Below are 26,061 nucleotides of genomic sequence, written 5' to 3' on the forward strand. Positions count from 1 at the left end.
TTCGTTAATTTTTGCCTTGTCTGGCCTGCGCTCATCACATTAATCAGAGGTTCCCTATGTGAAGATGGCTACGGGTAAACAGTCTGTCGTTTTATCACTGAGTCGGGGGATACACCACCCTAAAAGTAATTATCGATCAGGTTAACAGCTTACTCGTGATACGGGTCAGGAATATTGAGAGTGGCAAGCAGCTCGCGCTCTAATTGTTCCATTTCTTCCGCTTCTTGCTCTTCAATGTGGTCATAGCCCATTAAGTGCAGCGTGCCATGCACCACCATGTGCGCGTAATGATGCTCAAGAGGCTTCTGCTGTTCACGGGCCTCATGGGCAACGACGGCATGGCAAATAATCAGGTCGCCAAGTAACGGTAAACAGACGCCGGGAGGATTCTCAAAAGGAAACGAGAGCACGTTGGTTGATTTATCGTTACCCCGATAATCTCGATTGAGTGCTTGGCTTTCTGCTTCATCCACAAAGCGAATCGTCAGCTCTAAGCGCTCATCATCGGGGTGGTGTGAGAAGACACAGCCCACCCAGTGGGTGAGCTGCTCGAGGGTTGGAAGCAACGGCTCATTGATGGCCGCCTGGCGGTCAATCACGATGTTACTCATCGAGGTGCCTCTCCTGCGCGTTCAAGTGCTTGCATGCGGGCTTCGCGCTCCTGTTGGCGAGCTTCACGGCGAGCGCGCTCTTGCACTTCCTGCTGCGACTCAAATTCGTCATAGGCTTCGATGATCCGCTGAACCAACGGGTGACGCACAACGTCTTTCGCAGCAAAGTGGGTCACGCCGATGCCAGGGGTTTCCTTCAGAACATCCAGCACCTGTGAAAGACCAGAACGCTGTCCGCGAGGCAGGTCTACCTGGGTAATATCGCCGGTAATCACCGCCGTTGAGCCAAAGCCAATCCGTGTCAGGAACATCTTCATCTGTTCCGGCGTGGTGTTTTGGCTTTCGTCCAAAATGATGTAGGAGTTATTCAGCGTACGCCCACGCATATAGGCCAGCGGGGCAATCTCGATCACTTGACGCTCAATGAGCTTAGCGACCTGTTCGAAGCCGATCATCTCGTACAGTGCATCGTAGAGCGGGCGGAGGTAAGGATCGATTTTCTGGGCAAGGTCGCCAGGTAGAAAGCCAAGCTTTTCGCCTGCTTCTACCGCTGGGCGAACTAACAGAATGCGCCGCACTTCCTGCTGATTTAGTGCTTCTACCGCCGCGGCAACCGCCAAGTATGTTTTTCCCGTACCGGCAGGTCCAATACCGAAATTGATATCGTGCTCGCGAATGCTTTGTACGTAGCGCTGCTGATTAAGGCCGCGAGGCTTAATCATGGTGCGCGGTGTACGCATAATCACGTCATCGCTGTTGATGTCGCTATCATCCTCTTCTTCTAGCGCTTCTAAGCCAGATTCCTGAAGGAAGAGGTGAACTGTGTCTGCTGCAAGTTCTTCTGCCGCAGTTTCACGGTAAAGGTGCTCAAGCACGTTAGCAGCGGCTTTGATCCGGTTAGCGGCGCCGGCCAGCTGAAACACGTTGCCACGGTTGCGCAACGTCACGTCCAGGCGGCTCTCAATCAGCTTTAGATGCTCGTCCTGTTGGCCGCAGAGGCTAGCGAGACGCTGCGGATCATTGGGTTCAAGGCTTAGGGTGATAATGCGATTGGCCTGAGGTGATGGCTGGCTCAAGAGTAAGAAACCCATTAGTTGATGTATGTGAGACTCAGCTTACTGCCCCAGCGATGCCGGGGCAATTACCTAGGATAAGTGAGCAGTTAATAACGCTCTGGAGAGGCGAGATCGCCGCGCAACGAGTTGGGCAGCGCTTCGGTAATCTCCACGTCTACAAAGTAGCCGATCAGTTCTGTTGGGTTGGCTGCCCGGAAGTTAACCACGCGGTTATTTTCGGTGCGCCCTGAGAGCTGTCCCGGGTCTCGCGGTGAGAAACCGGATACCAGCACCCGCTGGGTAGTGCCTACCATGCGTCGGCTGATCTGCGCTGCCTGCTGCAGAATTCGCTCCTGCAAAATGGCGAGACGCTGTTTTTTGACACTTTCCGGCGTTTCGTCCGGCAGGCCGGAGGCGGGTGTGCCCGGGCGTGCCGAGTAAACAAAGCTGAACGAGTGATCAAAGCCGATGCGATGAATCAGGTCCATCGTTGCTTCGAAATCCTCTTCGGTTTCGCCAGGGAAGCCGATGATAAAGTCAGAAGAGAAGCTAATATCCGGGCGGTTGGCGCGAATACGCTCCATCTTCTCGATGTACTCTTCTGCGGTATGGCCACGCTTCATCGCACTTAAAATACGGTCAGAACCTGACTGTACCGGTAAATGTAGGTGGCTCACCAGTTCCGGAATGTCGGCAAACGCATCTACCAAGCTATCCGTAAATTCCACCGGGTGAGAGGTCGTAAAACGCACGCGATCAATGCCATCTACTGCAGCAACGCAGGCGATTAGCTCGGCAAGGTCGATCTCATCGCCCTCGTCATTTTCACCGCGATAAGCGTTCACGTTCTGGCCAAGCAGGTTAATTTCTCGCACCCCTTGATCGGCTAAGTGAATGACTTCATCAATAACCGATTCAAAGGGGCGGGAGACTTCTTCACCGCGGGTATAAGGCACAACACAGAATGTGCAGTATTTCGAGCAGCCTTCCATGACAGAAACAAAGGCGGTTGCGCCATCAGATTTTGGCTGCGGCAGGTGATCAAACTTTTCGATTTCTGGAAAAGTGACATCGACCGCGGCAATCTGGTTGTTATTGCGCGCATCCAGCATTTTTGGCACGCGGTGAAGCGTCTGTGGGCCAAAAATCATATCGACAAAAGGCGCGCGCTTACGCAGCGCTTCACCTTCTTGGCTTGCCACACAGCCGCCAACACCAATCACGAGGTCTGGATTGGCGTCTTTTAGCTTTTTCCAGCGACCCAGTTGATGAAACACCTTGTCCTGCGCTTTTTCGCGAATAGAGCAGGTGTTCAACAAGATAACGTCAGCTTCTTTTTCGTTATCGGTCAATTCCAGCTGGTGAGATTCGCCGAGCAGATCTGCCATACGCGAGGAGTCGTACTCGTTCATTTGGCAGCCGTGCGTTTTGATAAAGAGCTTCTTCGCCATCGGTACCTGTCATCTATGAGTCGTCGGGGGACGAGGGATGAATGAAAACATGAATGCAATCGTAATGGGCAGTGTAACGTACAGCCATTGAATGGCGGCATTATACGGACACAAGAAACCCGGGGCTAGCCGTTAACCTATAATCGATACTTGACCCGAGCGTTTCTATCAGTATACTACGCACCGTGTTTGAGCAGTTCCTCGATAGCTCAGTTGGTAGAGCAAATGACTGTTAATCATTGGGTCGCAGGTTCGAGTCCTGCTCGAGGAGCCAAATTGCTGTTCTGCTTTAATTACCGCCTACGGTAAATGTTCCCCGATAGCTCAGTTGGTAGAGCAAATGACTGTTAATCATTGGGTCGCAGGTTCGAGTCCTGCTCGAGGAGCCAACATACTGAAGTAAGTTATATAAATGCTTTCAGTGGCTTCGCTCAAAACACAGCAGCAAAATGTAATGTTCCTCGATAGCTCAGTTGGTAGAGCAAATGACTGTTAATCATTGGGTCGCAGGTTCGAGTCCTGCTCGGGGAGCCATTCTGTTTTTTCTTGCCTTTCAGTCTCACCTTTCTAGTAAGCATTCTCTCGCAGTCGCTAGCCTAAAGCGACCATTTCGCATCCCTACGACCTGTTTATAATAATACTCAATGCCCTTGCTCAATATTCTAAGGCATTCTGGGTAGATTTTTGTATCTACCGGTTAGGGGCGTATAAACTGTTTTGGCTACTCATTTTTTTGGAAGGTGTCCGTGGGAAATGCTGCCAGCCTGAATGCACTGCAGGTGTTCAAGTGCCTAAGTGACGAGACACGGTTAATGCTGGTGCTCTTGATCGCCAACGAGCAATCGCTGTGCGTGTGTGAACTGACCTATGCGCTAGAGGAGTCGCAGCCTAAAGTGTCGCGTCACTTGGCCCAGTTGCGTCAGTGTGGATTGCTAATCGATCAGCGAGAGGGGCAGTGGGTTTATTATCGTTTGTCGCCTCAGCTACCTGGATGGGCGCAAGATATTATTCGTGCAGGCGCTGAAGGCAGTCCGGTGCGGTTGAGCACACTTACTCAGCGATTAGTTAAGATGGGTGATCGGCCGACGCGGCGGGCAGCGCTATGCTGACTTGTCAATGCTCTCTCTTTGTGTAGGGCTTTGCGAAATAACGCCGTGCCTCTCAAGTATGCTTTCCAGCCAGAGTAAAAAACGCGCACTTTGGGGGATAGGTTGCGTCGTTTGGTGAACAAAAATGAGAGTGGAATTGATGGTGGCGGTGTGTCCGGCAGTATCTCCTTGAGTTCACCTCTTTCAAGAAGATGGCGTACATCATAGGCGGGCACTTGAATTAAGCCCAGCCCAGACAGGGCAGCCGCGACATAGGCCTCGGCTCCGTCGACGGTAATGGCGCTGCGCATTTTGACTTCTATCAAGTGCTCGCCCTGTTGGAATTCCAGCGTCGCGGTTGAGGCCGGAAGCCGGGGGGAGTAGTTGATCAGTAAATGAGAGCTCAGGTCATCAAGCTTCTTTGGTAGCCCGTGGCGAGCCAAATAAGCGGGGCTGGCACAGGTCACGAAATCCACTTCGCCAAGAGGGCGGCAAACAAGGTCTGAATCTAGCAGTACCCCGAGCCGCAACACGCAGTCGACGCCGTCAGCGACCAGATCTACCATCCTATCGCTTGCGCTTATGTCAATCGTTAGGTAAGGGTGCTGGGCGATAAAGTCTGATAATGCAGGGAAGACGAGCCTGCGAGCGATACGGCTAGGAATGTCGACGCGAAGTCGACCGCTTAGACACAGGTTGCCAGGTAGGAACATCTGCTCGGAGGTAGCTACGGCATCGACGATGTTCTGTGCCGTTTCCAGAAACCGCCTACCATCCTGGGTTGGAACGACCTTGCGAGTGCTACGGAACAAAAGCTGCGTTTGCAGCCGGTCTTCCAATACTTGGATTTCCGTTGAGACAGTAGAGCGAGGTATAGCCAGTGCCTCAGCTGCCCGAGTGAAATTTCCACTCTCCATCACTTGGATGAAGATTTGCATTTGCCTGATGCGATCCATTGCTATTGTTCGTATATTCCGACAGGTCTTGTCGATATTCGCATGTTTATCATGATCACACAACGCGTCATCTTATCCGTAAGCCGTTCTGCTGAACGGTGATGATACTTAACGTGAGGGATGAGCGATGTCTAATAATAGCATTGAAGGTAAAGTAGTTCTGATCGCTGGTGGTGCGAAGAACTTAGGTGGCTTGCTCGCGCAAGAATTTGCAAAAGCGGGGGCCAAGGCTGTGGCGATTCACTACAACAGTGATTCTGCTAAGCAGGCTGCTGAGCAAACTGTGGCATCGATTCGGGCGGCAGGAGCCGAAGCGGTCGCATTTCAGGCTGATCTGACGAGTGCGGCAGCCATGGAAAAACTCTTTCAGGATACCGTTGCCGCAGTGGGTAGGCCCGATATCGCCATCAATACCGTTGGTATGGTGGTTAAGCGGCCAATGGCAGAAGTGACCGAAGAGGCTTTTGATCAGTCGTGCGCAGTCAATGTTAAGGCGGCGTTCTTTTTCCTGAAGGAGGCAGGTAACTACGTTAACGATCATGGTAAGATCTGTACCCTTGTGACATCACTCCTAGGGGCTTACACGCCATTTTATGCGGCTTATGAAGGGTTAAAAGCGCCCGTCGAGCACTTTACTCGGGCGGCATCAAAAGAGCTTGGGGAGCGGGGTATTTCTGTTACTGCGATTGGGCCAGGGCCGATGGATACGCCTTTCTTTTACCCTGCGGAAGGAGAGGATGCGGTTGCTTACCATAAGACAGCGGCAGCACTTTCGCCTTTCTCAAAAACCGGTCTGACTGATATTGAAGACATCGCACCTTGGATTCTTTTCATGGTATCTGATGGCTGGTGGATGACGGGTCAGACAATTCTTGTCAATGGTGGCTATACCACCAAATAAATTTATTTGGGGGCTGACGAACATCGCCGCTGGCTACCTTTTTAGATTCAAAGGAAACGTTTCATGCATACGGTTATGATCATCCTCGCTGGATTGGTATTGCTGGCGGTTTTCGTCGTCTTTGCTCGTATTGCTTCAATCCGATTCGCGCGGCTTCTGCCTGTTTATCTCGTAGTCTGGTTAATTTGTACTGCCATCAATATGTGGATTGGTGTCAGTCAAGCGGGCTACAGCGTAATGCAGGAGCTGCCGTTCTTGTTAATCGTTTTTACTGTACCTGCGCTGGTTGCTATTTTGTGGTCGCGGAAAAACTGAGGGAGGAGTGCCGCGAATTGCTGCTATTGATCATAGAAGGAATGTTTAATGAAAGCAACAATTTTTCACAATCTCGCTCCAAAGGCTGCGTTGCGCAATATTGGTCCGGGTGAAACTCCGCGTGTGACCAATGTTGAGCTGTTCTTCGACTTGGTCTACGTTTTTGCAATTATTCAGCTTTCGCATTTCCTATTAGCGCACAACAATTGGGCAGGCGCGCTTGAGGCCGTTACGCTTTTTGCGGCGGCTTGGTGGGCGTGGAATTACACGTCATGGGCAACCAACTGGCTTGACCCAGATCATGCCAGTGGGCGCGTTCTGATGATTGTACTCATGGCTTGTGCACTGCTGATGGCGATTTCGATCCCGCATGCTTTCTCATCTCGTGCAGGCCTTTTCGTGGGTGCTTATGTTGCCATGGCGCTGATACGCGCGGGCTATATGTCCATCGTTTTTCGTGGCGAACAGATGGGGCGAAACTATGCACAGCTTTGTGCATGGAGTGCGATCTCGGGCGTGTTCTGGATTGCAGGCGTTGTGTTTCCAAGCGCTAGGTTAGAGTTGTGGATCATCGCTGTAGTAATCGACTATTCCGCGCCCTATGTTGGTTTTTGGTTGCCTGGTCAAGGAGCCACGCCAATGGATAGCTGGCCTTTGCGCGGCCTGCACCTTTTGGAGCGTAACCAGCAAGTCTTCATTATTGCGCTTGGTGAATCCATCCTGCTTTTGGGAGGCTTACTCGTTAGTCAATCTTTGGGGGCGGGTGTCATCGCGGCTGCGGCTATCGGCTTTTTATTGATTATTACACTATGGTGGATCTATTTCGTGCATCTTGCTGAGGCAGGCGAGCACAGTTTTGAACATGCGGCTGATCATACGCGGCTGGCTCGGGCGGGCCTGGCCTATGCCCACGGAGTAATGGTCTGTGGTGCTATTGTGGTGGCTGTCGCTATCGAGCTGATTGTTGCCCATCCGCATGATGCCATTCATGCCCCAACGGCGTTGTTTGCTTTCGCTGGTCCAACGATCTTTTTGGTGGGGTCGGCAATGTTTCATCGCACCATGGCCTCGAAATTGCCCGTTTGCTATCTGCTTGCCGGGGTGGCTCTTGCGGCTTGGGCCTGGCTGGCATTAACAATGCATCTTAATGGCCTGTGGTTAGGAGGCGGGATGTTGGTCGTGATGATCACCCTGGCGGCAACCGCCCATCGCGAAGGGGCGGCAGCATGAACAGTGCTCCCGCTCGGCTTGGTGGTTTACGGGTAACAATCGGTCTTTTAGTGGCGATTTTGTTGCACAATTTGACCTACCCATTGTCGGGTGCGGAGGGTGTCTGGCCTGCGCTGTTTTATCTTTTTTATGGCTCTATCTTCGTCGTAGCGACCTTCTTGCTGTTGGCTGACCGCCGCTTGCGCGCGCTGGCGGTTGTCAGTGGGACGGCAGTGATCGTGGCTGGGCTGGCGAACTCCTACGCTCCAGGTACTTATACCACTCTGGCGGTTTATCTCACCTCCATCGCCTACCATCTTGTCATCGGCGTGGTGCTGGCACTTTATATCTTCCGCGCGACAGAGATGATGTCCGATGTGCTAGTGGCTGCCGCTTCGATATATCTGGTGATTGGATCGGGCTTTACTGCAATCTTTTCGCTAATTGAGTGGATCGCGCCAGGCTCTTTTGTAGTGTCGTCAGGGGTACCGATCAGCTGGCAGCAACTGTTTTATTATAGTTATGTCACGCTAACAACCGTGGGCTACGGTGATATTACCCCGCAAGGGTTCTACGCCCAGTCGTTTGCGATCTTCGAGGCAATTATTGGCGTGCTATATACGGTGATCCTGCTGTCGCGCCTGGTAGGCCTTCAGACGAGCACACAGCCAAAATAGCTGGCAGTCAGTGTTTCAGAAAAGAGGTTTTCTTTTTGGCAGAGAGGGTGGCGTAATAACTGCCCAGAAGCCTTTTCAAGAAGCTTTTTGAAAGGTATATGCGAATGTACCAGTCCAGAAAATGGGCTGGTACATTCATTTGTGGGGCTTAGTATCTTGCCATGCGTTGTGCGCCCTGAAGATGGGCGTAGTCGAGTAAGATTTCGGCGGCTTCTAGTACATGGGCGCGATCAACCGGCATGTCTTCATCCTTATCCTCCTCGTTGGCAGCGTCTGCGTCACTACCTTCGGGCTGCGAGTTATCACTGCGCGCATCCATCCACTCATCCAGCTCTGGCAGGTTTAAAGCGCGACGGCGTTGGTTTTCAAGCGAAAGCTGTTCAGCTTCTTGAGCCTCTAGCTCTCGTTGACGCTGTGCGCGGTTCAGGCTAACGCTGGTGTGCTGTTCGCGTAGCTGGCGAGCCAAGGTGGACTGGCGCTCTAGATAGCGGAAGTTAGGATTCTCCTTGGCACGTTCTTGGTGTTGAGAAGTCAGGGCAGCGAGGGTGTTCTCCGGGGCGCCATAGCGGCGGTATTGAACGTTCTGCACGGTATCCCAAGCAAGAGCATTATCTAGGCTGCTTTCACCAATGCGTTCTGGGTCAATCAGGCTGGGGAATATAATGTCGGGCTCAACACCGCGGTTTTGGGTGCTATCACCTGAAATGCGGTAAAACTTGGCACGGGTAAGCTTGATTTGACCATGACTAAGATCATTGAGCGTTTGCACAGTGCCTTTGCCAAAGGTGGGCGCGCCTACCACTATGCCACGGCCATAATCTTGAATAGCGCCAGCAAAAATCTCCGATGCTGAAGCGGAAAGACGATTAACCAGTACGGTTAGTGGCCCGTCGTAAGTCGTGCCTGCGTCGGTGTCGCCGTAGAGCTGAATGCGGCCTTGGGCATCACGAACCTGTACCGTGGGGCCTCGGTCAATAAACAGGCCTATCAAGGAGTTGGCTTCTTGAAGTGCGCCACCGCCATTATTGCGAAGATCTAGGACAATACCTTCAATGCCTTCTTTCTTGAGGCTTTCAATTTCTCGAGCGACGTCGCGGGTGGTGCTGCGGTACTCATCTTCACCGGCTTGCCAGGCATCGAAGTCGACGTAGAACGTCGGAACGTCAATTACGCCAATGCGATGAGGTTGGCCGTCTCGCTCAATGTTTATCACTTCGCTATGCGCTGCCTGATCTTCCAGGCTGACGGTGTCGCGAGTAATTTCAACAATTTGAGAGCGGGTCATGTCCACTGCTTGGGCAGGCACCACGTCCAGGCGTACAACGGAGCCTTTAGGACCGCGAATCAGGTCGACGACGTTGTCCAGGCGCATGCCTACCACATTGACCATGTCGCCTTCTTCTTGGCCCACGGCGATAATGCGGTCGGCGGGCTCAAGCACGCCCGCTCGATCGGCAGGGCCGCCGGGAACCAGGCTGGCGACCTTGACGTATTCGCCATCGGCTTGAAGCAGTGCGCCGATACCCTCAAGTGAAAGGCTCATTTGAATATCAAACGATTCGCTTTGACGAGGGGAGAGGTAACTGGTGTGAGGGTCGATAGTGCTGGAGGCTGCCGCCATGATTAACCCAAAGACGTCTTCAGACTCTGACTGACGTAAGCGGGATAGTTGCCCTTCATAGCGCTGGCGCAGATTGCTTTCTATCTGCTCGTCATCTTGGTCGGTTAGAGCGAGCGTCAGTGCATCGTTTTTGAGTCGTTTGCGCCATAGTTCGTCTAATTCACTTTCGCGGGTTGCCCATGGGGCATCTTCGCGATCGACTTCTAAGCGCTCGTCGCTATCGAATTCGAATGAAAGCCCTTCATCAAGGCGTTCTAGCAACCACTCTAGGCGGGCGGTGTGGCGTTCGCTGAGACGATTATAGAGTGCAAATGCATCGTCAAGATCACCATCGAAAAGTGCTTCAGCCATGTCGCGCTCTAAGTGGCGGTAAGGCTCTATGTCGCGGCTCAATAGGTAGGAGCGCTGGCCGTCCAGAATGTCTAGATAGCGTTGGAAAGCTTCCGCTGACCACTGCTCGTCGAAGTTAATATCGGCATAATGCCCATAGCGAAGTGAATCCGCTATTTCCTCTGCCGCTTGGCGTTGTTCGTCGGTCGGCTCAAGTTGCGCCAGCGCTGCTGGGCTGGCAATGACCAGCATCACAGCAAGGGCGACCGAGCGCGAAAACGTTGCAAACAAGCTCATCAGTCAAGCTCTCCCGGATTTGTGTACACTTATTCTTCCCTAGACCCGCAGATAGCCTATGAGTTGCGTAGGCCGAGGGAGCATTGTAGCAGGTCATTTACCCTGTGATACTCAATCATTACTGTTATGAGGATTTCTATGTCCGAAGCTTTCAACGCGGACCGTGTGACGCGGCTATGTGATTTTCTGCACCAGTCGCCTACGCCCTGGCATGCGACTCGCTGTATGGCGGAGCGTTTGGAGCAGGCGGGCTTTGTGCGTCTTGAAGAGACGGCTAACTGGCAGCTTGAGCTGGGCAAGCGCTATTACGTGACGCGCAATGATTCGTCAGTAATTGCATTTCAACTGCCTGCTGAGAAGTTAACCAGCCTGCGTATGTTGGGTGCGCACACGGACAGCCCGGGGCTGCGTTTAAAGCCCAACGCCACCCAGTATGCCGCGGGATGGTTGCAGTTGGGGGTGCAAGTATATGGTGGTGTGTTGTTAGTCCCGTGGTTTGATCGCGACTTGGGGTTGGCAGGGCGTGTGCATGTGCGTCACGCCGATGGTCATTTAGAAAGTGTGCTGTTAAATGTAGACCGGCCGATTGCCATGGTGCCTAGTTTGGCGATTCATTTAGACCGCGATGTAAACGCTGGGCGTGTTATTAACCCACAAACGCAAATGTCGCCTGTTGTGATGCAGAGTGATAGCGCGCAGCTTAGCGACTTATTGGCTGATTGGTTGGAAGAGCAGCATGGCCTGCGTGCTGTGGAAGTCGTTGACTTTGAGTTGGGGTTTTATGACGTACAGCCGCCATCGTTGGTGGGGTTGCGCCAGGAGTTGGTCGCCAGTGCGCGGCTAGACAACTTATTGTCGTGTTTTGTGGGACTCGAGGCGATGCTAGCGTGTGATGCTAGTCAGGGCGCCTTGTTGGTGGCCAATGACCATGAAGAGGTGGGTAGTGCCAGTGCCTGCGGTGCTCAGGGGCCTTTCTTGGGTGATGTGCTGAAGCGTTTAAATGCTCAAGTGGGTGGTGCTACTGAAGAGTCGCTGATTCAACTGATTCAGTCATCGCTTATGATTTCATGCGATAACGCTCATGCTTTACACCCGAATTTCCAAGACAAGCACGATGAACGTCATGGCCCTGCAATTAATGGTGGCCCGGTTATTAAGGTAAATGCTAATCAGCGTTATGCCACTAACAGTGTAACGGGGGCGCTGTTTCGGGATGTGTGCCGTGAGGCAGATGTACCCGTGCAGTCGTTTGTTACTCGTTCAGATATGGGTTGTGGTAGCACTATTGGGCCGATTACGGCTACTGAGGTGGGTGTGCCGACGATTGATGTAGGGCTTCCTCAGTGGGCAATGCACTCAGTACGTGAAACAGCAGGTACCCGAGATGTTGATTATTTGACCCAGGCGTTGACGGTGTTTTTGAACCGGTCTGAGTTGTGCTGAGTACATTGCTGATCAATAACGAAAAAAGCCCGCTGACTGAGTCAGCGGGCTTTCAATATTCGTGTGGTGGCTACGCCCTGATTTGAACAGGGGACCCCATCATTATGAGTGATGTGCTCTAACCAGCTGAGCTACGTAGCCATTCAACGGGGGCGAATATTACTCAGTAGCCCGTCGTTCGTCAAGTGTTTCTTTTTTTGTTTATCAAGCGGCAGCTGATCAGACGTTAAAACGGAAATGAATAACATCGCCATCTTTAACGATGTAATCCTTACCTTCTAAGCGCCATTTGCCAGCATCCTTAGCCCCTTGCTCGCCATTGAGGGCGACAAAGTCTTCGTAAGCAACCACTTCCGCGCGGATAAAACCTTTCTGGAAATCGGTGTGAATCACGCCAGCGGCTTCTGGGGCGCTGGCGCCTTCTTTCACTGTCCAGGCGCGGACTTCTTTAACGCCAGCGGTGAAATATGTTTGTAGGCCAAGCAAGGCATAGCCTGCGCGAATGACGCGATCAAGCCCTGGCTCTTCCATGCCCATTTCTGATAGGAACATGCTGCGTTCTTCGTCATCCAGCTCGGCAATCTCAGCTTCTAGCTGGTTGCATACCGGCACCACTGCAGCGCCTTCTTCTGCCGCAATCTCATTAACGATATCCAGGTAGGGATTGTTCTCGAAGCCATCCTCGTTAACGTTGGCAATGTACATGGTGGGCTTGAGCGTTAAGAAACCGAAGCTCTTAATCTGGCGCTTCTCATCTTCATCAAGACCAAAACTACGCAGCGGCATACCTTCAGCGAGGTGTGGCTGAATGCGGTCGAGAATGGCCTTGGTGGCAGTGGCATCTTTGTCGCCGCCTTTTACTGCACGAACGAGGCGTTGGCTGGCTTTTTCGACGGTATCCAGGTCGGCAAGTGCCAGTTCCAGGTTGATGGTTTCAATATCTGCCCGTGGATCCACTTGGTTGGCAACGTGGATTACGTTGTCGTTATCAAAGCAGCGTACGACATGGGCGATCGCCTGGGTTTCGCGAATATTGGCCAAGAACTTGTTGCCCAAGCCTTCGCCTTTGGATGCCCCGGCGACTAAGCCTGCGATATCGACAAATTCCATTGTTGTCGGCAGCACTTTTTGTGGCTTGACGATCTCCGCAAGCTTATCAAGTCGCGGGTCAGGCATTGGTACGATGCCTACGTTCGGTTCAATGGTGCAGAATGGGAAGTTTTCTGCATCAATACCTGATTTGGTCAGCGCATTAAAAAGCGTGGATTTGCCTACATTAGGTAGGCCGACGATACCGCAGTTAAAGCCCATAAATTACTTCCTGGCCGCTAGGGCAGCGCAACAAGGGAAGCGTCTGCCAATATTGAAAAAAAGGGCGTGCTAGAACGCCTGATTCTAAGGGTGCTTATAAAGTGTGCTGCTATTTTACGCTATGAAGGCGGTTCATGGCTTTAGCCCAGTCGCCAGAGAGTGCAAGTGGTAGCGTAGCTAGGCACTCATCCAAAGCGCTTTCAATGGCTTCCCGTTCGGCTTTGCCGGGTCGGCCTAGCACATAGTTAACGACCTGACGTGCTTCTCCTGGGTGGCCAATGCCAATTCTTACCCGATGAAACTGCTTCTGGTTGCCTAAGGCGCTAATGATGTCTCGCAGGCCGTTATGACCGCCATGACCACCGCCGGTCTTATAGCGTGCCTGTCCTGGGGGAAGGTCTAGCTCATCATGAGCAACCAGTAAATTGTCAGGCGTTAGTTTGAAAAACTGTGCAAGCGCTGCGACGGCAGCACCGCTACGGTTCATAAAAGTAGTGGGATTGAGAAGGTGCAGTTCATGGTCGCCAACACGTGCTTTGGCGTACAGGCCCAAAAATTTCTTTTCCGAGCGAAGCTCTGTGTGCGCACTGCGTGCAATGGCGTCTACCAGCCAAAAGCCCGCATTATGGCGAGTTGCATCGTATTCTGCACCGGGGTTTCCCAGGCCAATAATGGCCGTTACCTGGCTCATTGTCCCACCTCATAAAAATTTCTAGACGAAATTTTCGACGTCATGTCAGGCCGCAAAAAAAAATCAAGCGCCGAAGCGCTTGATTTTATCATTCCTGGGTCATGCAGGCATGACCCAGGTGGCACTGAAAAGCATCAGCTGGCAGCGCCGAGAACTAGCGCTTTACTCAGCGCTGGACTCTTCTTCGCCTTCACCTTCGCTCTCTTCGTCATCACCGCCGCGTACTTTTACTTTGGTGATGCTTAGAACTGCGTTGTCGTGATCTTCGCCGTGGGCCAGATCAACCGACGTGACGCCAGCAGGCAGGTTCAGGTCAGAAAAGTGCAGCGTAGTGCCTAGCTCAATGGCGCTGATGTCTACTTCCAGGAAGTCCGGAAGATCTTTCGGCAAGCAGCTAATGGCTACTTCATTGGCCAGGACGTGCAGTTCGCCGCCTTGATCTTTGATGCCGACACACTTCTCTTCGCCAACGACGTGCAGCGGCACGTTCATGGTGATTTCGTGAGTAGCGTCAACACGCAGGAAGTCAGCGTGGGTTAACAGCGGCTTGAAGGGGTGACGCTGTAGGTCACGAACAACCACTTGCTCTTCAGTACCGTCGATGACCAGTTTGATCACCGAAGAGAAGAAGGACTCGTCTTCAATCGCTTTGTAGAAAGCAGTTTTTTCTACAGAGATAGACTGCGCGCCTTTTTCACCGCCATAAACAACGGCCGGTACTTGTTGGTTCGCACGACGCAGGCGGCGGCTCGCACCTTTCCCCAGGTCGTTACGAACGCTGGCTTTCAGGATAAAATCAGACATTTAATTTGCCTCTTGGTTTAAGTAAGGAAACGCCGCCGACCGCGACCAGACGACGACGCTTCCAGGGCCCCAGTAGGGGGCTGCTACGTCAGGCGATTAATGGAACATCGCGCTAACGGATTCTTCGTTGCTGACTCGACGGATGGCTTCCGCGATGAGTCCGGCAACGCTCAGCTGGCGAATTTTTCCGCTGCGACGGGCAGTGTCGGAAAGCGGAATGGTGTCGGTCACGACAACCTCGTCCAGCACCGAGTTGGTGATGTTGTCGACCGCAGGGCCGGACAAAATCGGGTGTGTTGCATAAGCGACAACGCGTGCTGCGCCGTGATCTTTTAGCGCTTCGCCAGCTTTGCAGAGCGTGCCAGCGGTATCAATCATGTCATCGACAACCACACAGGTGCGGCCTTCGATTTCACCGATGATGTGCATTACCTGGGCCTGATTGGCCTGGGGGCGACGCTTATCAATAATGGCAAGATCAGCGTTCAGCTGTTTGGCGATAGCGCGAGCGCGCACAACGCCGCCGACATCGGGAGAAACCACAACGAGGTCGTCGTAGTTCTGGCGCTCGATGTCGTCCAGCAAAATAGGTGAGCCGTAAACGTTGTCAACCGGTACGTCGAAGAAACCTTGAATTTGGTCAGCGTGCAGATCCATCGTCATGACGCGATCAACGCCAGCTTTCACCATCATATCAGCAACAACTTTCGCTGAGATGGGAACGCGGGCTGAACGGACGCGACGATCCTGGCGTGCATAACCAAAATAGGGAACGACTGCCGTAATACGGGTAGCTGAGGCGCGACGCAGGGCGTCCACCATCAGAATCAGTTCCATCAGGTTATCGTTCGTGGGGGCACAGGTGGATTGCAGGATGAACACATCCTTACCACGCACGTTCTCATTGATCTCGACCGCGATTTCGCCGTCGCTAAATTGACCGACCGTAGCATTACCCATACGGCTGTCTAAGCTCTCGGCAATCTTTTGAGCGAGTTCGGGATTGGCATTCCCGGTGAAAACCATCAATTTTGACACGCGCAGCCACCTTTGCAGTGTTGGGGATCAGGGGAGAAAACGCAGATCATAATTAGGTTGGCTGGGGTACCAGGATTCGAACCTGGGAATGCCGATACCAAAAACCGGTGCCTTACCACTTGGCGATACCCCAGCAATAAACCTAATGCGATGACCGGGCGCTTTCAGCGGCCCAGAGCATCTTGTAGGGGAGAGGTGTTGAGTCCGCGCGCTACCCATGAATGCCAATGTTGACCTGCCATATATGCGACGGCTTGTGCGGCTTGCTGTGAATCGAAAGCCGCAAACAAGCAGGCGCCGGTACCGGTCAACCGACTAGGTGCATGCTGCGTGAGCCAGTCCAATGCTTCCGCAATTGGCGGATAGCGTTTTTTGACGATAGCTTCGCAGTCGTTACGCCACTCCGGCGCTCCCCCCTGCAGTGCGCGCGCCATAGTAATGGGGAGGCTGTCGCGTGTCAATTCCGGGTCTTGGAAGATTGCTGGTGTTGAGACGCTAACGCCTGGATGGATGACCACGAACCAGGGCGTATCTAGCGTGACAGACGTAAGCTTTTCGCCAACGCCTTCCGCCCAGGCGCTGTGACCGTGAACGAATACCGGGACATCGGCACCTAGCGTCAGCCCTAGTTTTGCAAGCGCTTCGCTACTTAGTCCTAGTTGCCACAGGTGATTCAACCCGACCAGGGTGGTCGCTGCATTAGAGCTTCCACCGCCAAGACCGCCTCCCATCGGCAGATTTTTTTCGATGGCGACTGAGACGCCTTGCTGAATGCCGCTTGCCTGTTGCAATAAGTGTGCTGCACGGACAATTAAATTGTCGTTATGGGCAACGCCACTAAGCGTGTTGGAAAGTGTAATGGCGCTGTCAGTGCGTGGCGTAAAGGTAAGGTAATCACACAAACCGATAAACTGAAAAAGCGTTTGCAGCTCGTGATAGCCGTCTTGACGACGGCCTACGATATGCAACATGCGGTTTAGCTTAGCTGGAGCAGGCAGTGTCAACGCCGAGGGTGTTGCAGGCATGTGATCTCTCTACTGATCTAAGAGTCCGAGTTAGTGGATTGCCACTGATTGACCACCAGGGTGATGCGCAGGTCGCCATAGTTCATCACTAGTCGACGAGGTAGCCACATGCCCTCTACTTGCTCCCAGTCACGGTAGTCGATCTCCCAGCCATCTTGCTGTAAATGGTTAGGGAAGCCGAGCTCGTCTGATTCCAACTGGTAGCTGGCGTGCTCGCCCGGCAGGCCGCGCACCCAGTCAGGCATGGCGCGAACCGGCAATGACCAACCAAGTTGCTCTTCCATTAATGCTTCCGGCGTTTCGGCTTCAAAGCGACCATCGCTAGTGGTTAGCGAAAAGCGCCCTTCACGACCTTCTAGCACACTGCGCCCGCCGCCAAAGGGGCCACTGATCAGCATGCGGAAATAGTGGGGATGTTGATTCCAGTCTAGATTGGCGCTGGTATTTTCCTGGGGAGTGCGAAGTCCTGCTTTGCCCACGAGAGTCCAGGTATCGAAGGCTTCAACGTCGGCTTGCTGGCGTTCCCATTGCCCAGCCTGGCGTCCGCCATCGTCTACAGGCGCTTGGGTGGCGCACCCGGCTAGCGTTAACAGGGCAATGCCGGCCAGTAACAAGCGAGTTGAGCGACTGCAGATTGATAAACGGCTCGCGGGCAGGGAATTGGTCAACATAAACTGGCTCCATGTCAGTACTGCGTAAACTATCTTTCATAAGGGCATGCTTTTATAAGGGCATACTTTTATAAGGGCATGCCATGTTAGGGCGCGCTTAACGGTGTTAGTTCAGGGTGGCGCTCAAGTAAGTCATCAATTTGCGGGTGATAGCTTGCTCGCTGAAGAATGCGCTCAATAAGCTGGCGTGCTTCTTCACTGCGTCCTAGGGCATGCAGAACTTCGGCTAAATGAGCGGCAATTTCTTGATCAGGCACTTGTGCGTAGGCGCTCTCTAGCCACGCAAGTGCATTGTCAGGCTGGCCGAGCCGGAAATAGACCCAGCCCATGCTGTCGAGTATTGCAGGGTTGCTGGGATCAGCTTCATAGGCACGCTCAATCAAATCGCGTGCTTCTTCAAGGCGCCCCTGGAGGTTCAGGTCGGCAAGCGTGTAGCCTAATGCGTTTAATGCATCTGCATTATTAGGTTCGGTATGTAGTATTTGGCGCAGGTCGCGCTCCATCGCTTCAAGATCGCCCATTTCCCACGCGCGCATTGCCCTTAAATAAAGCAGGCTGGTGTCATCTGGCGTACGAGCCAGCTCTCTATCAAGTAGTGCCATGGCCTCTTCTTGCAGATTAAATTCATCCAGTAGCTGTATTTCTAGCATTACCAGCTCACCGAAGTAGTCGTCATGGCGCATTCGCTCGACACGCAGCATAGCGCGAGCATCTAGCAGGCGATCATTTTCAATCAGCATGCGTGCAGCGGCGGCTCGGGCTGGAAGAAATTCGTTGCCGTCTTGTACTTGCCGATAATAAAGCAGCGCGTTATCGACTTCTCCTTGAGACTGGGCAATGGCCCCCAGTAAGAAGTAGGCCGTGTTAGGTACGCGGTCCTGACCAATCAGAGGTTGCAGTAATCGATACGCTGGCTCGCTATGGCCTTCTTCCAAATAGAGTTGGGCGAGAGCAATGCGTAATTCTTCGTTACCACCATGTGTTTCTAGCAATGTAGTGGTGTGTGCTTCCGCAGCGGTAATGTTGTTCAGGCGAATTTCAGCTTGGGCTAACATTAATATAAAACGGACATCGTCGGGCGCTAAATCTAGCCCCCTTTGCGCGGCGTTCTGAGCACCACGATGATCGCCAATCTCTAATGCTAGGCGCGCCTTAGCAAGCCACAAAGCGGCAGATTCAGGTGACAGCTGCGTTACTTGATCCAGATGCTGTTGCGCTTGACGTGTTTGCCCTAGTGCTGACTCGATCAGTGCGGCGCCAAGTAAAACATCGCTGTGGAATTCATTTTGCTGAGCGCCAGGCTGGGCAAGATAGTCGCGCAATGGCTCGATTAATAGGTTCAGTGACGCCTCTTCGGCCACCGCCGCCTCAGAAAAAGCCGCTATTTCGCCATTGCCTCCTGCTTCAGCGATCGCCAGACGCTGCTCTAAGCTGTCCAGCCAGTCTCCGCGTTGTAATGAGAGGGTGGCCAGCAACCTGTTCGGCATTTCTGCTTGCGGGGCTAATTCGCGCCAACGTATCGCGGAGGCTTCCATTAAGGCGACATCATTGCCAAAGCGCGCTGCAAAAGTGGCGCGCTCGGCTAACGCGGGGTTGCGATAGCGCCGGGACGCTTCCAGATAGCCTTGGCTGGCATAGCGATAATCGCCCCGTTGGCCAGCAAGTTCTGCTGCCAGCAACGAGCGAAGACCCTCGGCATCCAGCCCGCGAGTAATCGGCGGCGCTGACTGCATGGGATCATAAGCATCATTTTGAACCCCGCTCTCAAAGGAAGACGGGGAAAGCTGGCAGCCGCCCAGTAGTAGCGTTGTGGCCAAGGGCAGTAAGGGTAAACCCGGTAACGATAGGGGGTGACCCAGTAGTGTCGCGCGAAGGGGCATGCGTCTCTCGATCAGGTGGCCGAGTGCTCAGCATAGCGGCTTGGTTGCCTGCGGCAAAGTGGTGTGCGCCAGAACATGCTGTGCTGTGATAGAATATTACACCTTGAAAACGGAGTGGGGTGGTGCAATCCATGGTATCTACTCATAGTATCTACTTATAGTTCATCGTATCTACCTACTCTTTTTAGACTTGCTATAGCAAGCTTCAGACATTCAGATCGACAAGTGACGTGACGACCGATCCACTAGCGAAGACGCATAACGCATGACGCTTCTTGCCCTGGGAATAAATCATCGTACCGCCAGCGTGGCCGTACGTGAGCAGGTTGCATTTACGCCAACGCAGCTGGAAAGCGCGTTGACGGAGCTGCGTAACCTGCCGCAAATCAGCGAAGCGGCTGTGCTTTCGACGTGTAACCGTACCGAGCTTTATTGCGTGACGGATGCCGCCGGTGAGCATGCCGTGCTGGATTGGCTTGGGCGCTTTCATAATTTGCGCGTCGAAGAGCTTTCCCGCTGTGCTTATCATTATCTTGACAACGATGCTGCGCGTCATCTGATGCGTGTCGCCGTTGGCTTGGACTCTATGGTGCTGGGCGAACCACAAATACTCGGTCAGTTAAAAGATGCTTATCAGCAGGCCCGCCAAGCCAATGGGTTGGGGGGTGAATTGGAGCGGTTATTCCAACACACCTTCGCGGTAGCCAAACAAGTGCGCACGGAAACGGGCATTGGCAAAAATCCAGTGTCGGTCGCGTATGCTGCTGTCAGTATGGCTAGCCGTATTTTTGATGATTTTAGCCGTGCCAGAGCGCTTTTGATCGGGGCGGGAGAAACCATTGAACTGGTAGCGCGCCATCTTCATGAAGCCGGTGTGCGGCATCTCACGGTAGCCAATCGTACCCGGGAACGCGCTGAGCTAGTGTCTGCTCCTCTGGGTGGTTCTGCTATTACACTGCCAGAAATACCGGAAGCGTTAGAGCAGGCTGATATCGTCATATCCTCTACGGCTTCTCCGCTGCCGATCCTAGGGAAGGGGATGGTAGAGCGTGCGCTGAAAAAGCGCCGCCATCGACCAGTGTTTATGGTGGATATCGCGGTGCCGCGTGATATCGAGCCTGAAGTGGGTGAGCTTGCGGATGTCTTCCTTTATACCGTTGATGATTTGCAAGAGGTCATTGAAGAAAATCGCCGTCATCGTCAAGTTGCCGCTGATCAGGCTGAATCACTCATCGAGCACGGGGTGGGTAGTTGGCAGCATGAGCGTCGAATCCGCAATGGCGGCGAAATTATTCGCGACTATCGACGTCACGGAGAGGCCATTCGAGATCATTCTCGTGAGCAAGCGCTTGAGCGATTAGCCAAGGGTGAAGATCCTGCCAAGGTGATTGAACGTCTAGCTCACCAATTGGCGAATCGGTTAATGCACCAGCCCACGCTTGCCTTGCGCGACGCTGCATCCCAAGAAAATAACGAGTTGCTGAATGCCGCGCCCAATATACTATTGCCTGCTAAGCCTGCCTTTGAGCAACCAGTGGCCGCGGTAAAATGCCAGAAGGATGATACACCCGCATGAAAGAGACTTTGCGCCAACGTCTAGATAGCTTTTCCGACCGTTTTGAAGAGCTGGCAATGCTGCTGTCTGACCCTGAAGTGATTAATAATCAGCAGCGTTTTCGCGACTACTCCCGTGAGTACGCGGAATTAGAAGAGCTGGTCGCCGCCTGGCAGCGCTACGGCGAGGTAGAAAAAAGCATCGAAGAAGCCGTGCAGTTAAGTCGCGACAGCGACCCCGATATGCGCGAGCTGGCGGAACTGGAAATCAGTGAGGGGCGTGAGAAACTCGAAGCCCTGGATAGCGAGCTGAAACGCCTGCTGGTGCCTAAAGACCCCGATGATGGTCGCGGCGTGTTCTTGGAAGTGCGCGCTGGTACGGGTGGGGATGAAGCCGCTATTTTTGCGGGTGATCTGTTTCGCATGTACTCACGTTATGCGGAAAAACGTGGCTGGCGCGTTGAAGTTGTCAGTGCAAGTCACGGTGAGCAGGGCGGTTACAAAGAAGTTATTTCTCGCGTGAAAGGCGATGGTGTCTATGCGCGCTTGAAATTTGAGTCTGGCGCGCACCGCGTACAGCGCGTGCCCGCGACGGAATCGCAAGGCCGGATACATACGTCCGCCTGCACGGTGGCGGTCATGCCTGAAGTGGACGACGTGGGCGATATCGATATTAATCCCTCTGATTTGCGCGTTGATACCTATCGCTCCAGTGGCGCGGGCGGTCAGCACGTCAACACCACAGATTCTGCTATCCGTATTACTCACTTGCCTACAGGCGTGGTGGTGGAGTGCCAGGAAGAGCGCAGTCAGCATAAAAACCGTGCAAAGGCGATGTCGTTGCTGGCAGCCAAACTCAAACGCAATGCGGTTGACTCGCAGCGCCAAGAGCAAGCAGACGCTCGCCGCTCATTGGTAGGCTCAGGGGATCGCAGTGAACGAATCCGTACTTACAATTTCCCCCAGGGCCGGATTACCGACCACCGTATTAACCTGACACTCTACAAACTAACGGAAGTCATTACGGGTGAGCAGCTTGATGATGTCATTGAGCCGCTCATTCACGAATATCAAGCAGAGCAGCTTTCGGCCCTTCAGGACGCCTAATGAGCTTTGATGTTGTGACGTTCGATATGCTTTTGCGACGAGCGGCGGCTCGGCTGCAAGCGGTAGGGTCGCCTTCCCCTAGAATTGATGCCGAGGTGCTGCTCAGTCACGCTACGGGGCATGACCGTACTTGGCTGTATACCTGGGGAGATCGTGAGTGCCCCCTCTGGGAGCAAGCACGATTTGATGCGTTGGTGGCTGCGCGTGCCCAGGGGGCGCCAATTGCCTATCTGACTGGTGAACGAGAGTTTTGGGGTCTGCGGCTGGCGACATCGCCAGAAACGCTGATTCCACGTCCTGATACCGAAACTCTGGTTGAGGCTGTCCTGATGCGTGCCAAGGCGAAGGCAGGAAGACTGCTGGATCTTGGCACCGGCACTGGCGCTATTGCACTTGCGTTTGCCAGCGAGAAACCTAACTGGCAAGTAATAGGGGCGGATATTCGTCCAGAAGCAGTGGCACTCGCAGCGCGCAATGCACAAGCGCTGAAGATCGACAATGCTCAGTTCGTAATTAGCGATTGGTTTAGCGCGTTTGTTCAGCCCCCTCAAGCGGTTGCATTCGATATTATTGTTAGTAACCCGCCCTATATCGCTGCCGACGACCCACATTTGCGCCTGGGTGATGTGCGTTTTGAGCCATTATCGGCACTAGTGGCCGATGCTGACGGAATGGCGGATTTGCTGCATTTGATTTGTACCGCTCGTGGCTATCTTTCCGATGGCGGCTGGCTTGCCTTAGAGCATGGTTATACGCAAGCGGCCAACGTACGAACGGCATTAGTGCGCGCTGGTTTCCAAAACGTTGAAAGTGTACTAGACGTTGGAGGTCATGAACGGGTTACCCTGGGCCACCTTTAATAACTGCCTGATTCATCAGTATTGGATCCTGCCATGAAACCAAAAAATAGAACGCTGGACCGGATCGATCTTAAAATTTTGCGCTGTCTGCAGGAAAATGCGCGAATTTCCTATGTCGACCTTGCCGCTGAAGTCGGCTTATCCACAACCCCTTGTTTAGAGCGTGTTAAACGCCTTGAGCGTGCAGGTATCATTCGCGGCTATCAAGCCATTCTTGATCCGCAGGCACTGAAAGCTAACTTGTTGGTCTTTGTGGAGATTAGCCTGGAAACTCAATCCCCTGCTGTGTTTGATGAGTTTCGGCGGGCGGTCGAGAAACTGCCGCAAATCCAAGAGTGTCATTTGGTGTCTGGTCAGTTTGATTATATTTTAAAATGCCGCATTCCTGAGATGTCCGCTTACCGGCAGCTACTAGGCGATGTTGTACTGACGCTGCCTGGGGTAAAAGAGTCCAAAAGCTATGTGGTAATGGAAGAAGTGAAAGAGAGCTTCAACTTACACATACCCGATTTCGAGGAATTTGAGGATAAGTAATCCCATGATGGATGATCAGGCGCTGCTGCGCTATAGCCGCCAAATTATGCTACCCGAGGTTGATATTGAGGGGCAGGAGCGCCTGAGAAATGCTCATGCTCTGATTGTCGGTGCAGGTGGGCTTGGGTCTCCTGTGGCGCTTTACTTAGCGGCCGCTGGCGTGGGCAAAATCACGATTGCCGACGCTGATACGGTAGAGTTGTCAAATCTGCAGCGTCAGATTGCTCATCAGCTGGAAAGTATCGGCATCAATAAGGCGCGTTCAGCCAAAGCGAGCATGCAGGCACTTAACCCTGAGTGCCATGTAATCGCTTTGGAGCAACATGCGGATGGCAAGGCGCTTGAGGCACTGGTAGCGTCGGCAGATGTGGTGCTGGATTGCACCGATCGTTTTTCAAGCCGTTATGCGATTAACGCTGCTGCTCAGCAGGCCGGTGTGCCTCTGGTCTCTGGAGCGGCAATTCGTTTTTCTGGGCAGTTAGCCGTCTTTGATCCTCGCAACCCAGCGTGCCCCTGTTATGCGTGCCTGTATCCTCCTGGCGATAGCGAAGATGAAGCCTTGAGCTGTGCAGAAAGCGGTGTCATGGCGCCACTGGTTGGGTTGATTGGCTGTTTTCAAGCGATAGAAGCTTTTAAGCTGTTGAGCGGTGCAGGAAAACCGCATCAAGGACTCGCCACTTTTGAGGGCTTGAGCGGGCAGTGGCGTCATTTTCAGGTGCCGCGTGATCCTGCTTGCTCAGTGTGCGGTCGCGCTGATTAACCCTGCGAACAAAAAAAACGCCCGCAGGGCAGCGGGCGTGACGTCACGGTCTTTACGTCAAAGGAAACAGCCTAAAGGGTGGCAGGGGATCCGCCCAGCAGGCTAGCTAATGTCGAATCAGATTAGTGGCGAATCAAATAGTCAAACGCACCCAGTGATGCTTTTGCACCCTCACCCATGGCGATAATAATTTGCTTGTATGGCACGGTAGTCACGTCGCCTGCTGCAAATACGCCTGGAACTGACGTCATGCCATGGGCATCGACAATGATTTCGCCGCGTGGCGTCATTTCAATCGGTGAACCTTTCAGCCACTCGGTATTAGGCACTAAGCCAATTTGAACAAAGATACCTTCTAGTGCGATGGTTTTAAGCTCATCGGTATTGCGGTCTTTGTAGGCTAAACCGTTAACTCGGCTGCCGTCGCCTGTCACTTCCGTGGTTTCAGCGTTTAAAACAATGTCGACGTTAGGCAGGCTCTTAAGCTTTTTCTGTAGCACGGCGTCTGCACGCATCTCACCCATAAACTCGACTAGGGTGACGTGGCCTACAATACCGGCCAGATCGATAGCGGCCTCAACGCCAGAGTTGCCGCCGCCAATCACTGCTACGCGTTTGCCTTTAAATAGCGGGCCATCGCAGTGGGGGCAGTAAGCAACACCTTTGTTGCGGTACTGTTGTTCGCCAGGCACATTCATCTCGCGCCAACGCGCACCGGTTGCCAGGACGAGGGTTTTACTCTTCAGCTTAGCGCCCGACTCGAAGGTTATTTCGTGCAAATCACCTTCGTTTTCAGCTGCTTTAAACGACGTGGCGCGCTGAAGGTTCATAACGTCAACGTCATACTCTTTAACATGCTCTTCCAGAGCGCTAACCAGTTTAGGGCCTTCGGTATGGCTGACGGAGATGAAGTTTTCAATGCCCATGGTGTCTGCCACCTGTCCACCGAAACGCTCAGCAGCAACGCCTGTGTTGATCCCTTTACGGGCAGAGTAGATTGCTGCTGAGGCACCTGCAGGGCCACCACCAATTACCAGCGTATCAAAGGCGGCTTTTTCGCTAAGTTTTTTCGCTTCTCGTTCGGCAGCACCTGTATCAACCTTGGCTAGAATCTGCTCTAAGGTCATACGTCCCTGGTCAAACGGTTTACCGTTTAAATAGATGCTGGGAACCGACATGATTTCCCGAGCTTCGACTTCATCTTGGAACAGTGCGCCATCAATGGCTACGTGGCGAATATTTGGATTGAAAATCGCCATCAAATTGAGCGCTTGAACAACATCTGGGCAGTTCTGGCAGGAGAGCGAGTAGTACGTCTCGAACAGCAGTTCGCCGTCGAGCGCCTTGATTTGATTTAGCAGTTCTTCGGACGTCTTTGGGGGATGCCCACCCACTTGTAGCAGTGCCAGCACCAGCGAGGTGAACTCGTGCCCCATCGGAATGCCCGCAAATACCACGCCGGTTTCTTCGCCGGGGCGGTTAATGGCAAATGACGGCGTGCGATTATCTTGACCGTCAGTTTGCAGTGTAATCTTGTCGCATAGGCCGCTGATGTCTTCGAGCAAACCTAGCAATTCACGTGACTTGGCACCGTCATCGAGGGACGCAACGATCTCGAACGGTTGAGTCACTTTTTCTAAATAAGCTTTCAACTGATTTTTTAAATTGGCGTCCAGCATGACAGTGGCTTCCTCGCAGTCAGCAGTAATGAGTTCTCAACCTAACACGCTCGCTGCTGTTGAAAGACCGCAGCATGAGTAAGAGCGATAGGGAAAACGATGGTTGCGTTAACACGGGTACTCAAAAACGGGTACTCAAAAACAGGACACCCAGGGTATGCCCGGGTGTCGTGCTGCCTCAAGGGGCAATCCT

24 protein-coding genes and 5 tRNA genes are annotated in these 26,061 nt (G+C 53.1%); 14 read left to right on the plus strand and 15 right to left on the minus strand.

Features of this window, described 5'->3' with window-relative positions; all coding sequences use genetic code 11:
* Positions 1-149: 149 nt before the first annotated feature.
* The 3 genes from ybeY to miaB form a co-directional block, all read right to left on the minus strand.
* Positions 150-611, minus strand: a complete 462-nt coding sequence (gene ybeY / locus INT19_RS17345) for an rRNA maturation RNase YbeY (RefSeq protein ID WP_193061650.1) — start codon at positions 609-611, stop codon at positions 150-152.
* Positions 608-1,687: a PhoH family protein gene (locus tag INT19_RS17350; protein ID WP_193061651.1), complete on the minus strand. Its 1,080-nt coding sequence runs from the start codon at positions 1,685-1,687 to the stop codon at positions 608-610. The genes ybeY and INT19_RS17350 overlap by 4 nt, the downstream gene beginning before the upstream one ends.
* Before the next feature lie 86 nt (positions 1,688-1,773).
* Positions 1,774-3,117, minus strand: a complete 1,344-nt coding sequence (miaB, locus tag INT19_RS17355) for a tRNA (N6-isopentenyl adenosine(37)-C2)-methylthiotransferase MiaB (protein ID WP_038482686.1) — start codon at positions 3,115-3,117, stop codon at positions 1,774-1,776.
* Between the two features lie 198 nt (positions 3,118-3,315).
* Here miaB and INT19_RS17360 point away from each other — a divergent pair.
* From INT19_RS17360 to INT19_RS17375, 4 genes are all read left to right on the plus strand, one after another.
* Positions 3,316-3,391, plus strand: a tRNA-Asn gene (locus INT19_RS17360).
* Between the two features lie 39 nt (positions 3,392-3,430).
* Positions 3,431-3,506, plus strand: a tRNA-Asn gene (locus INT19_RS17365).
* Between the two features lie 69 nt (positions 3,507-3,575).
* Positions 3,576-3,651, plus strand: a tRNA-Asn gene (locus INT19_RS17370).
* A 212-nt stretch (positions 3,652-3,863) separates the two neighbouring features.
* Positions 3,864-4,226 (plus strand): metalloregulator ArsR/SmtB family transcription factor, encoded by a 363-nt coding sequence (locus INT19_RS17375; protein WP_193061652.1) that lies wholly within the window; start codon positions 3,864-3,866, stop codon positions 4,224-4,226.
* Here INT19_RS17375 and INT19_RS17380 read toward each other — a convergent pair.
* Complete coding sequence (locus INT19_RS17380; protein WP_226924694.1) at positions 4,172-5,161, minus strand: LysR family transcriptional regulator; 990 nt, start codon at positions 5,159-5,161, stop codon at positions 4,172-4,174. The two genes, INT19_RS17375 and INT19_RS17380, sit on opposite strands and share 55 nt — an antisense overlap.
* Positions 5,162-5,288: 127 nt before the next feature.
* Here INT19_RS17380 and INT19_RS17385 point away from each other — a divergent pair, with 127 nt between their 5' ends.
* The 4 genes from INT19_RS17385 to INT19_RS17400 all read left to right on the plus strand — a co-directional run bounded on the left by INT19_RS17385 (position 5,289) and on the right by INT19_RS17400 (position 8,263).
* Positions 5,289-6,062 carry an SDR family oxidoreductase gene (locus INT19_RS17385; protein ID WP_193061653.1) on the plus strand — a complete coding sequence of 258 codons (774 nt, stop codon included), beginning with the start codon at positions 5,289-5,291 and terminating at the stop codon, positions 6,060-6,062.
* Positions 6,063-6,125: 63 nt separating this feature from the next.
* Positions 6,126-6,377 carry a hypothetical protein gene (locus INT19_RS17390; protein ID WP_125746690.1) on the plus strand — a complete coding sequence of 84 codons (252 nt, stop codon included), beginning with the start codon at positions 6,126-6,128 and terminating at the stop codon, positions 6,375-6,377.
* A 48-nt stretch (positions 6,378-6,425) separates the two neighbouring features.
* Complete coding sequence (locus tag INT19_RS17395) at positions 6,426-7,607, plus strand: low temperature requirement protein A (protein ID WP_193061654.1); 1,182 nt, start codon at positions 6,426-6,428, stop codon at positions 7,605-7,607.
* A complete protein-coding gene (locus INT19_RS17400; RefSeq protein ID WP_193061655.1) occupies positions 7,604-8,263 on the plus strand; it encodes a potassium channel family protein in 660 nt (219 codons plus the stop codon). The genes INT19_RS17395 and INT19_RS17400 overlap by 4 nt, the downstream gene beginning before the upstream one ends.
* 148 nt (positions 8,264-8,411) lie before the next feature.
* Here INT19_RS17400 and INT19_RS17405 read toward each other — a convergent pair whose 3' ends face one another.
* Positions 8,412-10,511, minus strand: a complete 2,100-nt coding sequence (locus INT19_RS17405) for a carboxy terminal-processing peptidase (RefSeq protein ID WP_193061656.1) — start codon at positions 10,509-10,511, stop codon at positions 8,412-8,414.
* 138 nt (positions 10,512-10,649) lie between these two features.
* Between INT19_RS17405 and INT19_RS17410 the strand changes: the two genes are divergently transcribed.
* Complete coding sequence (locus INT19_RS17410; RefSeq protein ID WP_193061657.1) at positions 10,650-11,954, plus strand: M18 family aminopeptidase; 1,305 nt, start codon at positions 10,650-10,652, stop codon at positions 11,952-11,954.
* Positions 11,955-12,018: 64 nt separating this feature from the next.
* On the opposite strand, the gene INT19_RS17415 is transcribed toward INT19_RS17410, so the two are convergent.
* The 9 genes from INT19_RS17415 to INT19_RS17455 form a co-directional block, all read right to left on the minus strand.
* Positions 12,019-12,095, minus strand: a tRNA-Met gene (locus tag INT19_RS17415).
* Positions 12,096-12,173: 78 nt separating this feature from the next.
* A complete protein-coding gene (gene ychF, locus INT19_RS17420) occupies positions 12,174-13,265 on the minus strand; it encodes a redox-regulated ATPase YchF (RefSeq protein WP_038482699.1) in 1,092 nt (363 codons plus the stop codon).
* Positions 13,266-13,374: 109 nt separating this feature from the next.
* Positions 13,375-13,956, minus strand: coding sequence for an aminoacyl-tRNA hydrolase (gene pth / locus INT19_RS17425; protein WP_193061658.1), 582 nt, complete (start codon positions 13,954-13,956; stop codon positions 13,375-13,377).
* Positions 13,957-14,118: 162 nt separating this feature from the next.
* Complete coding sequence (locus INT19_RS17430; protein ID WP_193061659.1) at positions 14,119-14,760, minus strand: 50S ribosomal protein L25/general stress protein Ctc; 642 nt, start codon at positions 14,758-14,760, stop codon at positions 14,119-14,121.
* 96 nt (positions 14,761-14,856) lie between these two features.
* Complete coding sequence (locus INT19_RS17435) at positions 14,857-15,798, minus strand: ribose-phosphate pyrophosphokinase (RefSeq protein WP_171880177.1); 942 nt, start codon at positions 15,796-15,798, stop codon at positions 14,857-14,859.
* A 58-nt stretch (positions 15,799-15,856) separates the two neighbouring features.
* Positions 15,857-15,931 (minus strand) — tRNA-Gln (locus tag INT19_RS17440).
* A gap of 31 nt (positions 15,932-15,962) precedes the next feature.
* Positions 15,963-16,823, minus strand: coding sequence for a 4-(cytidine 5'-diphospho)-2-C-methyl-D-erythritol kinase (gene ispE / locus INT19_RS17445; protein ID WP_193061660.1), 861 nt, complete (start codon positions 16,821-16,823; stop codon positions 15,963-15,965).
* 17 nt (positions 16,824-16,840) lie between these two features.
* Positions 16,841-17,494: a lipoprotein insertase outer membrane protein LolB gene (gene lolB, locus INT19_RS17450; RefSeq protein ID WP_193061661.1), complete on the minus strand. Its 654-nt coding sequence runs from the start codon at positions 17,492-17,494 to the stop codon at positions 16,841-16,843.
* 86 nt (positions 17,495-17,580) lie between these two features.
* Positions 17,581-19,374, minus strand: a complete 1,794-nt coding sequence (locus tag INT19_RS17455; RefSeq protein ID WP_226924696.1) for a tetratricopeptide repeat protein — start codon at positions 19,372-19,374, stop codon at positions 17,581-17,583.
* A gap of 265 nt (positions 19,375-19,639) precedes the next feature.
* Between INT19_RS17455 and hemA the strand changes: the two genes are divergently transcribed.
* Genes hemA through INT19_RS17480 form a run of 5 tightly spaced genes read left to right on the plus strand, consistent with a single transcriptional unit; the run spans position 19,640 to position 24,189 of the window.
* Positions 19,640-20,950 carry a glutamyl-tRNA reductase gene (gene hemA, locus INT19_RS17460; protein WP_193061662.1) on the plus strand — a complete coding sequence of 437 codons (1,311 nt, stop codon included), beginning with the start codon at positions 19,640-19,642 and terminating at the stop codon, positions 20,948-20,950.
* The gene (prfA, locus tag INT19_RS17465; RefSeq protein ID WP_089038646.1) at positions 20,947-22,035 is read left to right on the plus strand and encodes a peptide chain release factor 1; all 1,089 of its coding nucleotides are present in this window, start codon (positions 20,947-20,949) and stop codon (positions 22,033-22,035) included. The genes hemA and prfA overlap by 4 nt, the downstream gene beginning before the upstream one ends.
* A gap of 14 nt (positions 22,036-22,049) precedes the next feature.
* On the plus strand, positions 22,050-22,895 hold the full coding sequence (prmC, locus tag INT19_RS17470; RefSeq protein ID WP_319022202.1) for a peptide chain release factor N(5)-glutamine methyltransferase: 846 nt from the start codon (positions 22,050-22,052) through the stop codon (positions 22,893-22,895).
* A 33-nt stretch (positions 22,896-22,928) separates the two neighbouring features.
* Positions 22,929-23,429, plus strand: a complete 501-nt coding sequence (locus INT19_RS17475; protein WP_038482725.1) for an Lrp/AsnC ligand binding domain-containing protein — start codon at positions 22,929-22,931, stop codon at positions 23,427-23,429.
* Between the two features lie 4 nt (positions 23,430-23,433).
* Positions 23,434-24,189, plus strand: coding sequence for a HesA/MoeB/ThiF family protein (locus INT19_RS17480; RefSeq protein WP_193061664.1), 756 nt, complete (start codon positions 23,434-23,436; stop codon positions 24,187-24,189).
* 122 nt (positions 24,190-24,311) lie between these two features.
* Here INT19_RS17480 and ahpF read toward each other — a convergent pair whose 3' ends face one another.
* Positions 24,312-25,868 carry an alkyl hydroperoxide reductase subunit F gene (ahpF, locus tag INT19_RS17485; RefSeq protein ID WP_089038644.1) on the minus strand — a complete coding sequence of 519 codons (1,557 nt, stop codon included), beginning with the start codon at positions 25,866-25,868 and terminating at the stop codon, positions 24,312-24,314.
* Between the last annotated feature and the right edge of the window lie 193 nt (positions 25,869-26,061).

The sequence above is a fragment of the Halomonas sp. 3A7M genome (assembly GCF_014897875.1).
In the GTDB taxonomy this organism is placed as follows: Bacteria; Pseudomonadota; Gammaproteobacteria; order Pseudomonadales; family Halomonadaceae; genus Vreelandella.

What these genes read in the sequence shown, in the direction of transcription:
- ybeY (WP_193061650.1), bottom strand. Translation starts at nt 611, where the DNA reads ATGAGTAACATCGTGATTGACCGCCAGGCGGCCATCAATGAGCCGTTG.
- miaB (WP_038482686.1), bottom strand. Translation starts at nt 3,117, where the DNA reads ATGGCGAAGAAGCTCTTTATCAAAACGCACGGCTGCCAAATGAACGAG.
- INT19_RS17380 (WP_226924694.1), bottom strand. Translation starts at nt 5,161, where the DNA reads ATGGATCGCATCAGGCAAATGCAAATCTTCATCCAAGTGATGGAGAGT.
- INT19_RS17385 (WP_193061653.1), top strand. Translation starts at nt 5,289, where the DNA reads ATGTCTAATAATAGCATTGAAGGTAAAGTAGTTCTGATCGCTGGTGGT.
- INT19_RS17390 (WP_125746690.1), top strand. Translation starts at nt 6,126, where the DNA reads ATGCATACGGTTATGATCATCCTCGCTGGATTGGTATTGCTGGCGGTT.
- INT19_RS17395 (WP_193061654.1), top strand. Translation starts at nt 6,426, where the DNA reads ATGAAAGCAACAATTTTTCACAATCTCGCTCCAAAGGCTGCGTTGCGC.
- INT19_RS17400 (WP_193061655.1), top strand. Translation starts at nt 7,604, where the DNA reads ATGAACAGTGCTCCCGCTCGGCTTGGTGGTTTACGGGTAACAATCGGT.
- INT19_RS17405 (WP_193061656.1), bottom strand. Translation starts at nt 10,511, where the DNA reads ATGAGCTTGTTTGCAACGTTTTCGCGCTCGGTCGCCCTTGCTGTGATG.
- INT19_RS17410 (WP_193061657.1), top strand. Translation starts at nt 10,650, where the DNA reads ATGTCCGAAGCTTTCAACGCGGACCGTGTGACGCGGCTATGTGATTTT.
- ychF (WP_038482699.1), bottom strand. Translation starts at nt 13,265, where the DNA reads ATGGGCTTTAACTGCGGTATCGTCGGCCTACCTAATGTAGGCAAATCC.
- pth (WP_193061658.1), bottom strand. Translation starts at nt 13,956, where the DNA reads ATGAGCCAGGTAACGGCCATTATTGGCCTGGGAAACCCCGGTGCAGAA.
- INT19_RS17430 (WP_193061659.1), bottom strand. Translation starts at nt 14,760, where the DNA reads ATGTCTGATTTTATCCTGAAAGCCAGCGTTCGTAACGACCTGGGGAAA.
- ispE (WP_193061660.1), bottom strand. Translation starts at nt 16,823, where the DNA reads ATGCCTGCAACACCCTCGGCGTTGACACTGCCTGCTCCAGCTAAGCTA.
- lolB (WP_193061661.1), bottom strand. Translation starts at nt 17,494, where the DNA reads ATGTTGACCAATTCCCTGCCCGCGAGCCGTTTATCAATCTGCAGTCGC.
- INT19_RS17455 (WP_226924696.1), bottom strand. Translation starts at nt 19,374, where the DNA reads ATGCCCCTTCGCGCGACACTACTGGGTCACCCCCTATCGTTACCGGGT.
- hemA (WP_193061662.1), top strand. Translation starts at nt 19,640, where the DNA reads ATGACGCTTCTTGCCCTGGGAATAAATCATCGTACCGCCAGCGTGGCC.
- prfA (WP_089038646.1), top strand. Translation starts at nt 20,947, where the DNA reads ATGAAAGAGACTTTGCGCCAACGTCTAGATAGCTTTTCCGACCGTTTT.
- INT19_RS17475 (WP_038482725.1), top strand. Translation starts at nt 22,929, where the DNA reads ATGAAACCAAAAAATAGAACGCTGGACCGGATCGATCTTAAAATTTTG.
- INT19_RS17480 (WP_193061664.1), top strand. Translation starts at nt 23,434, where the DNA reads ATGATGGATGATCAGGCGCTGCTGCGCTATAGCCGCCAAATTATGCTA.
- ahpF (WP_089038644.1), bottom strand. Translation starts at nt 25,868, where the DNA reads ATGCTGGACGCCAATTTAAAAAATCAGTTGAAAGCTTATTTAGAAAAA.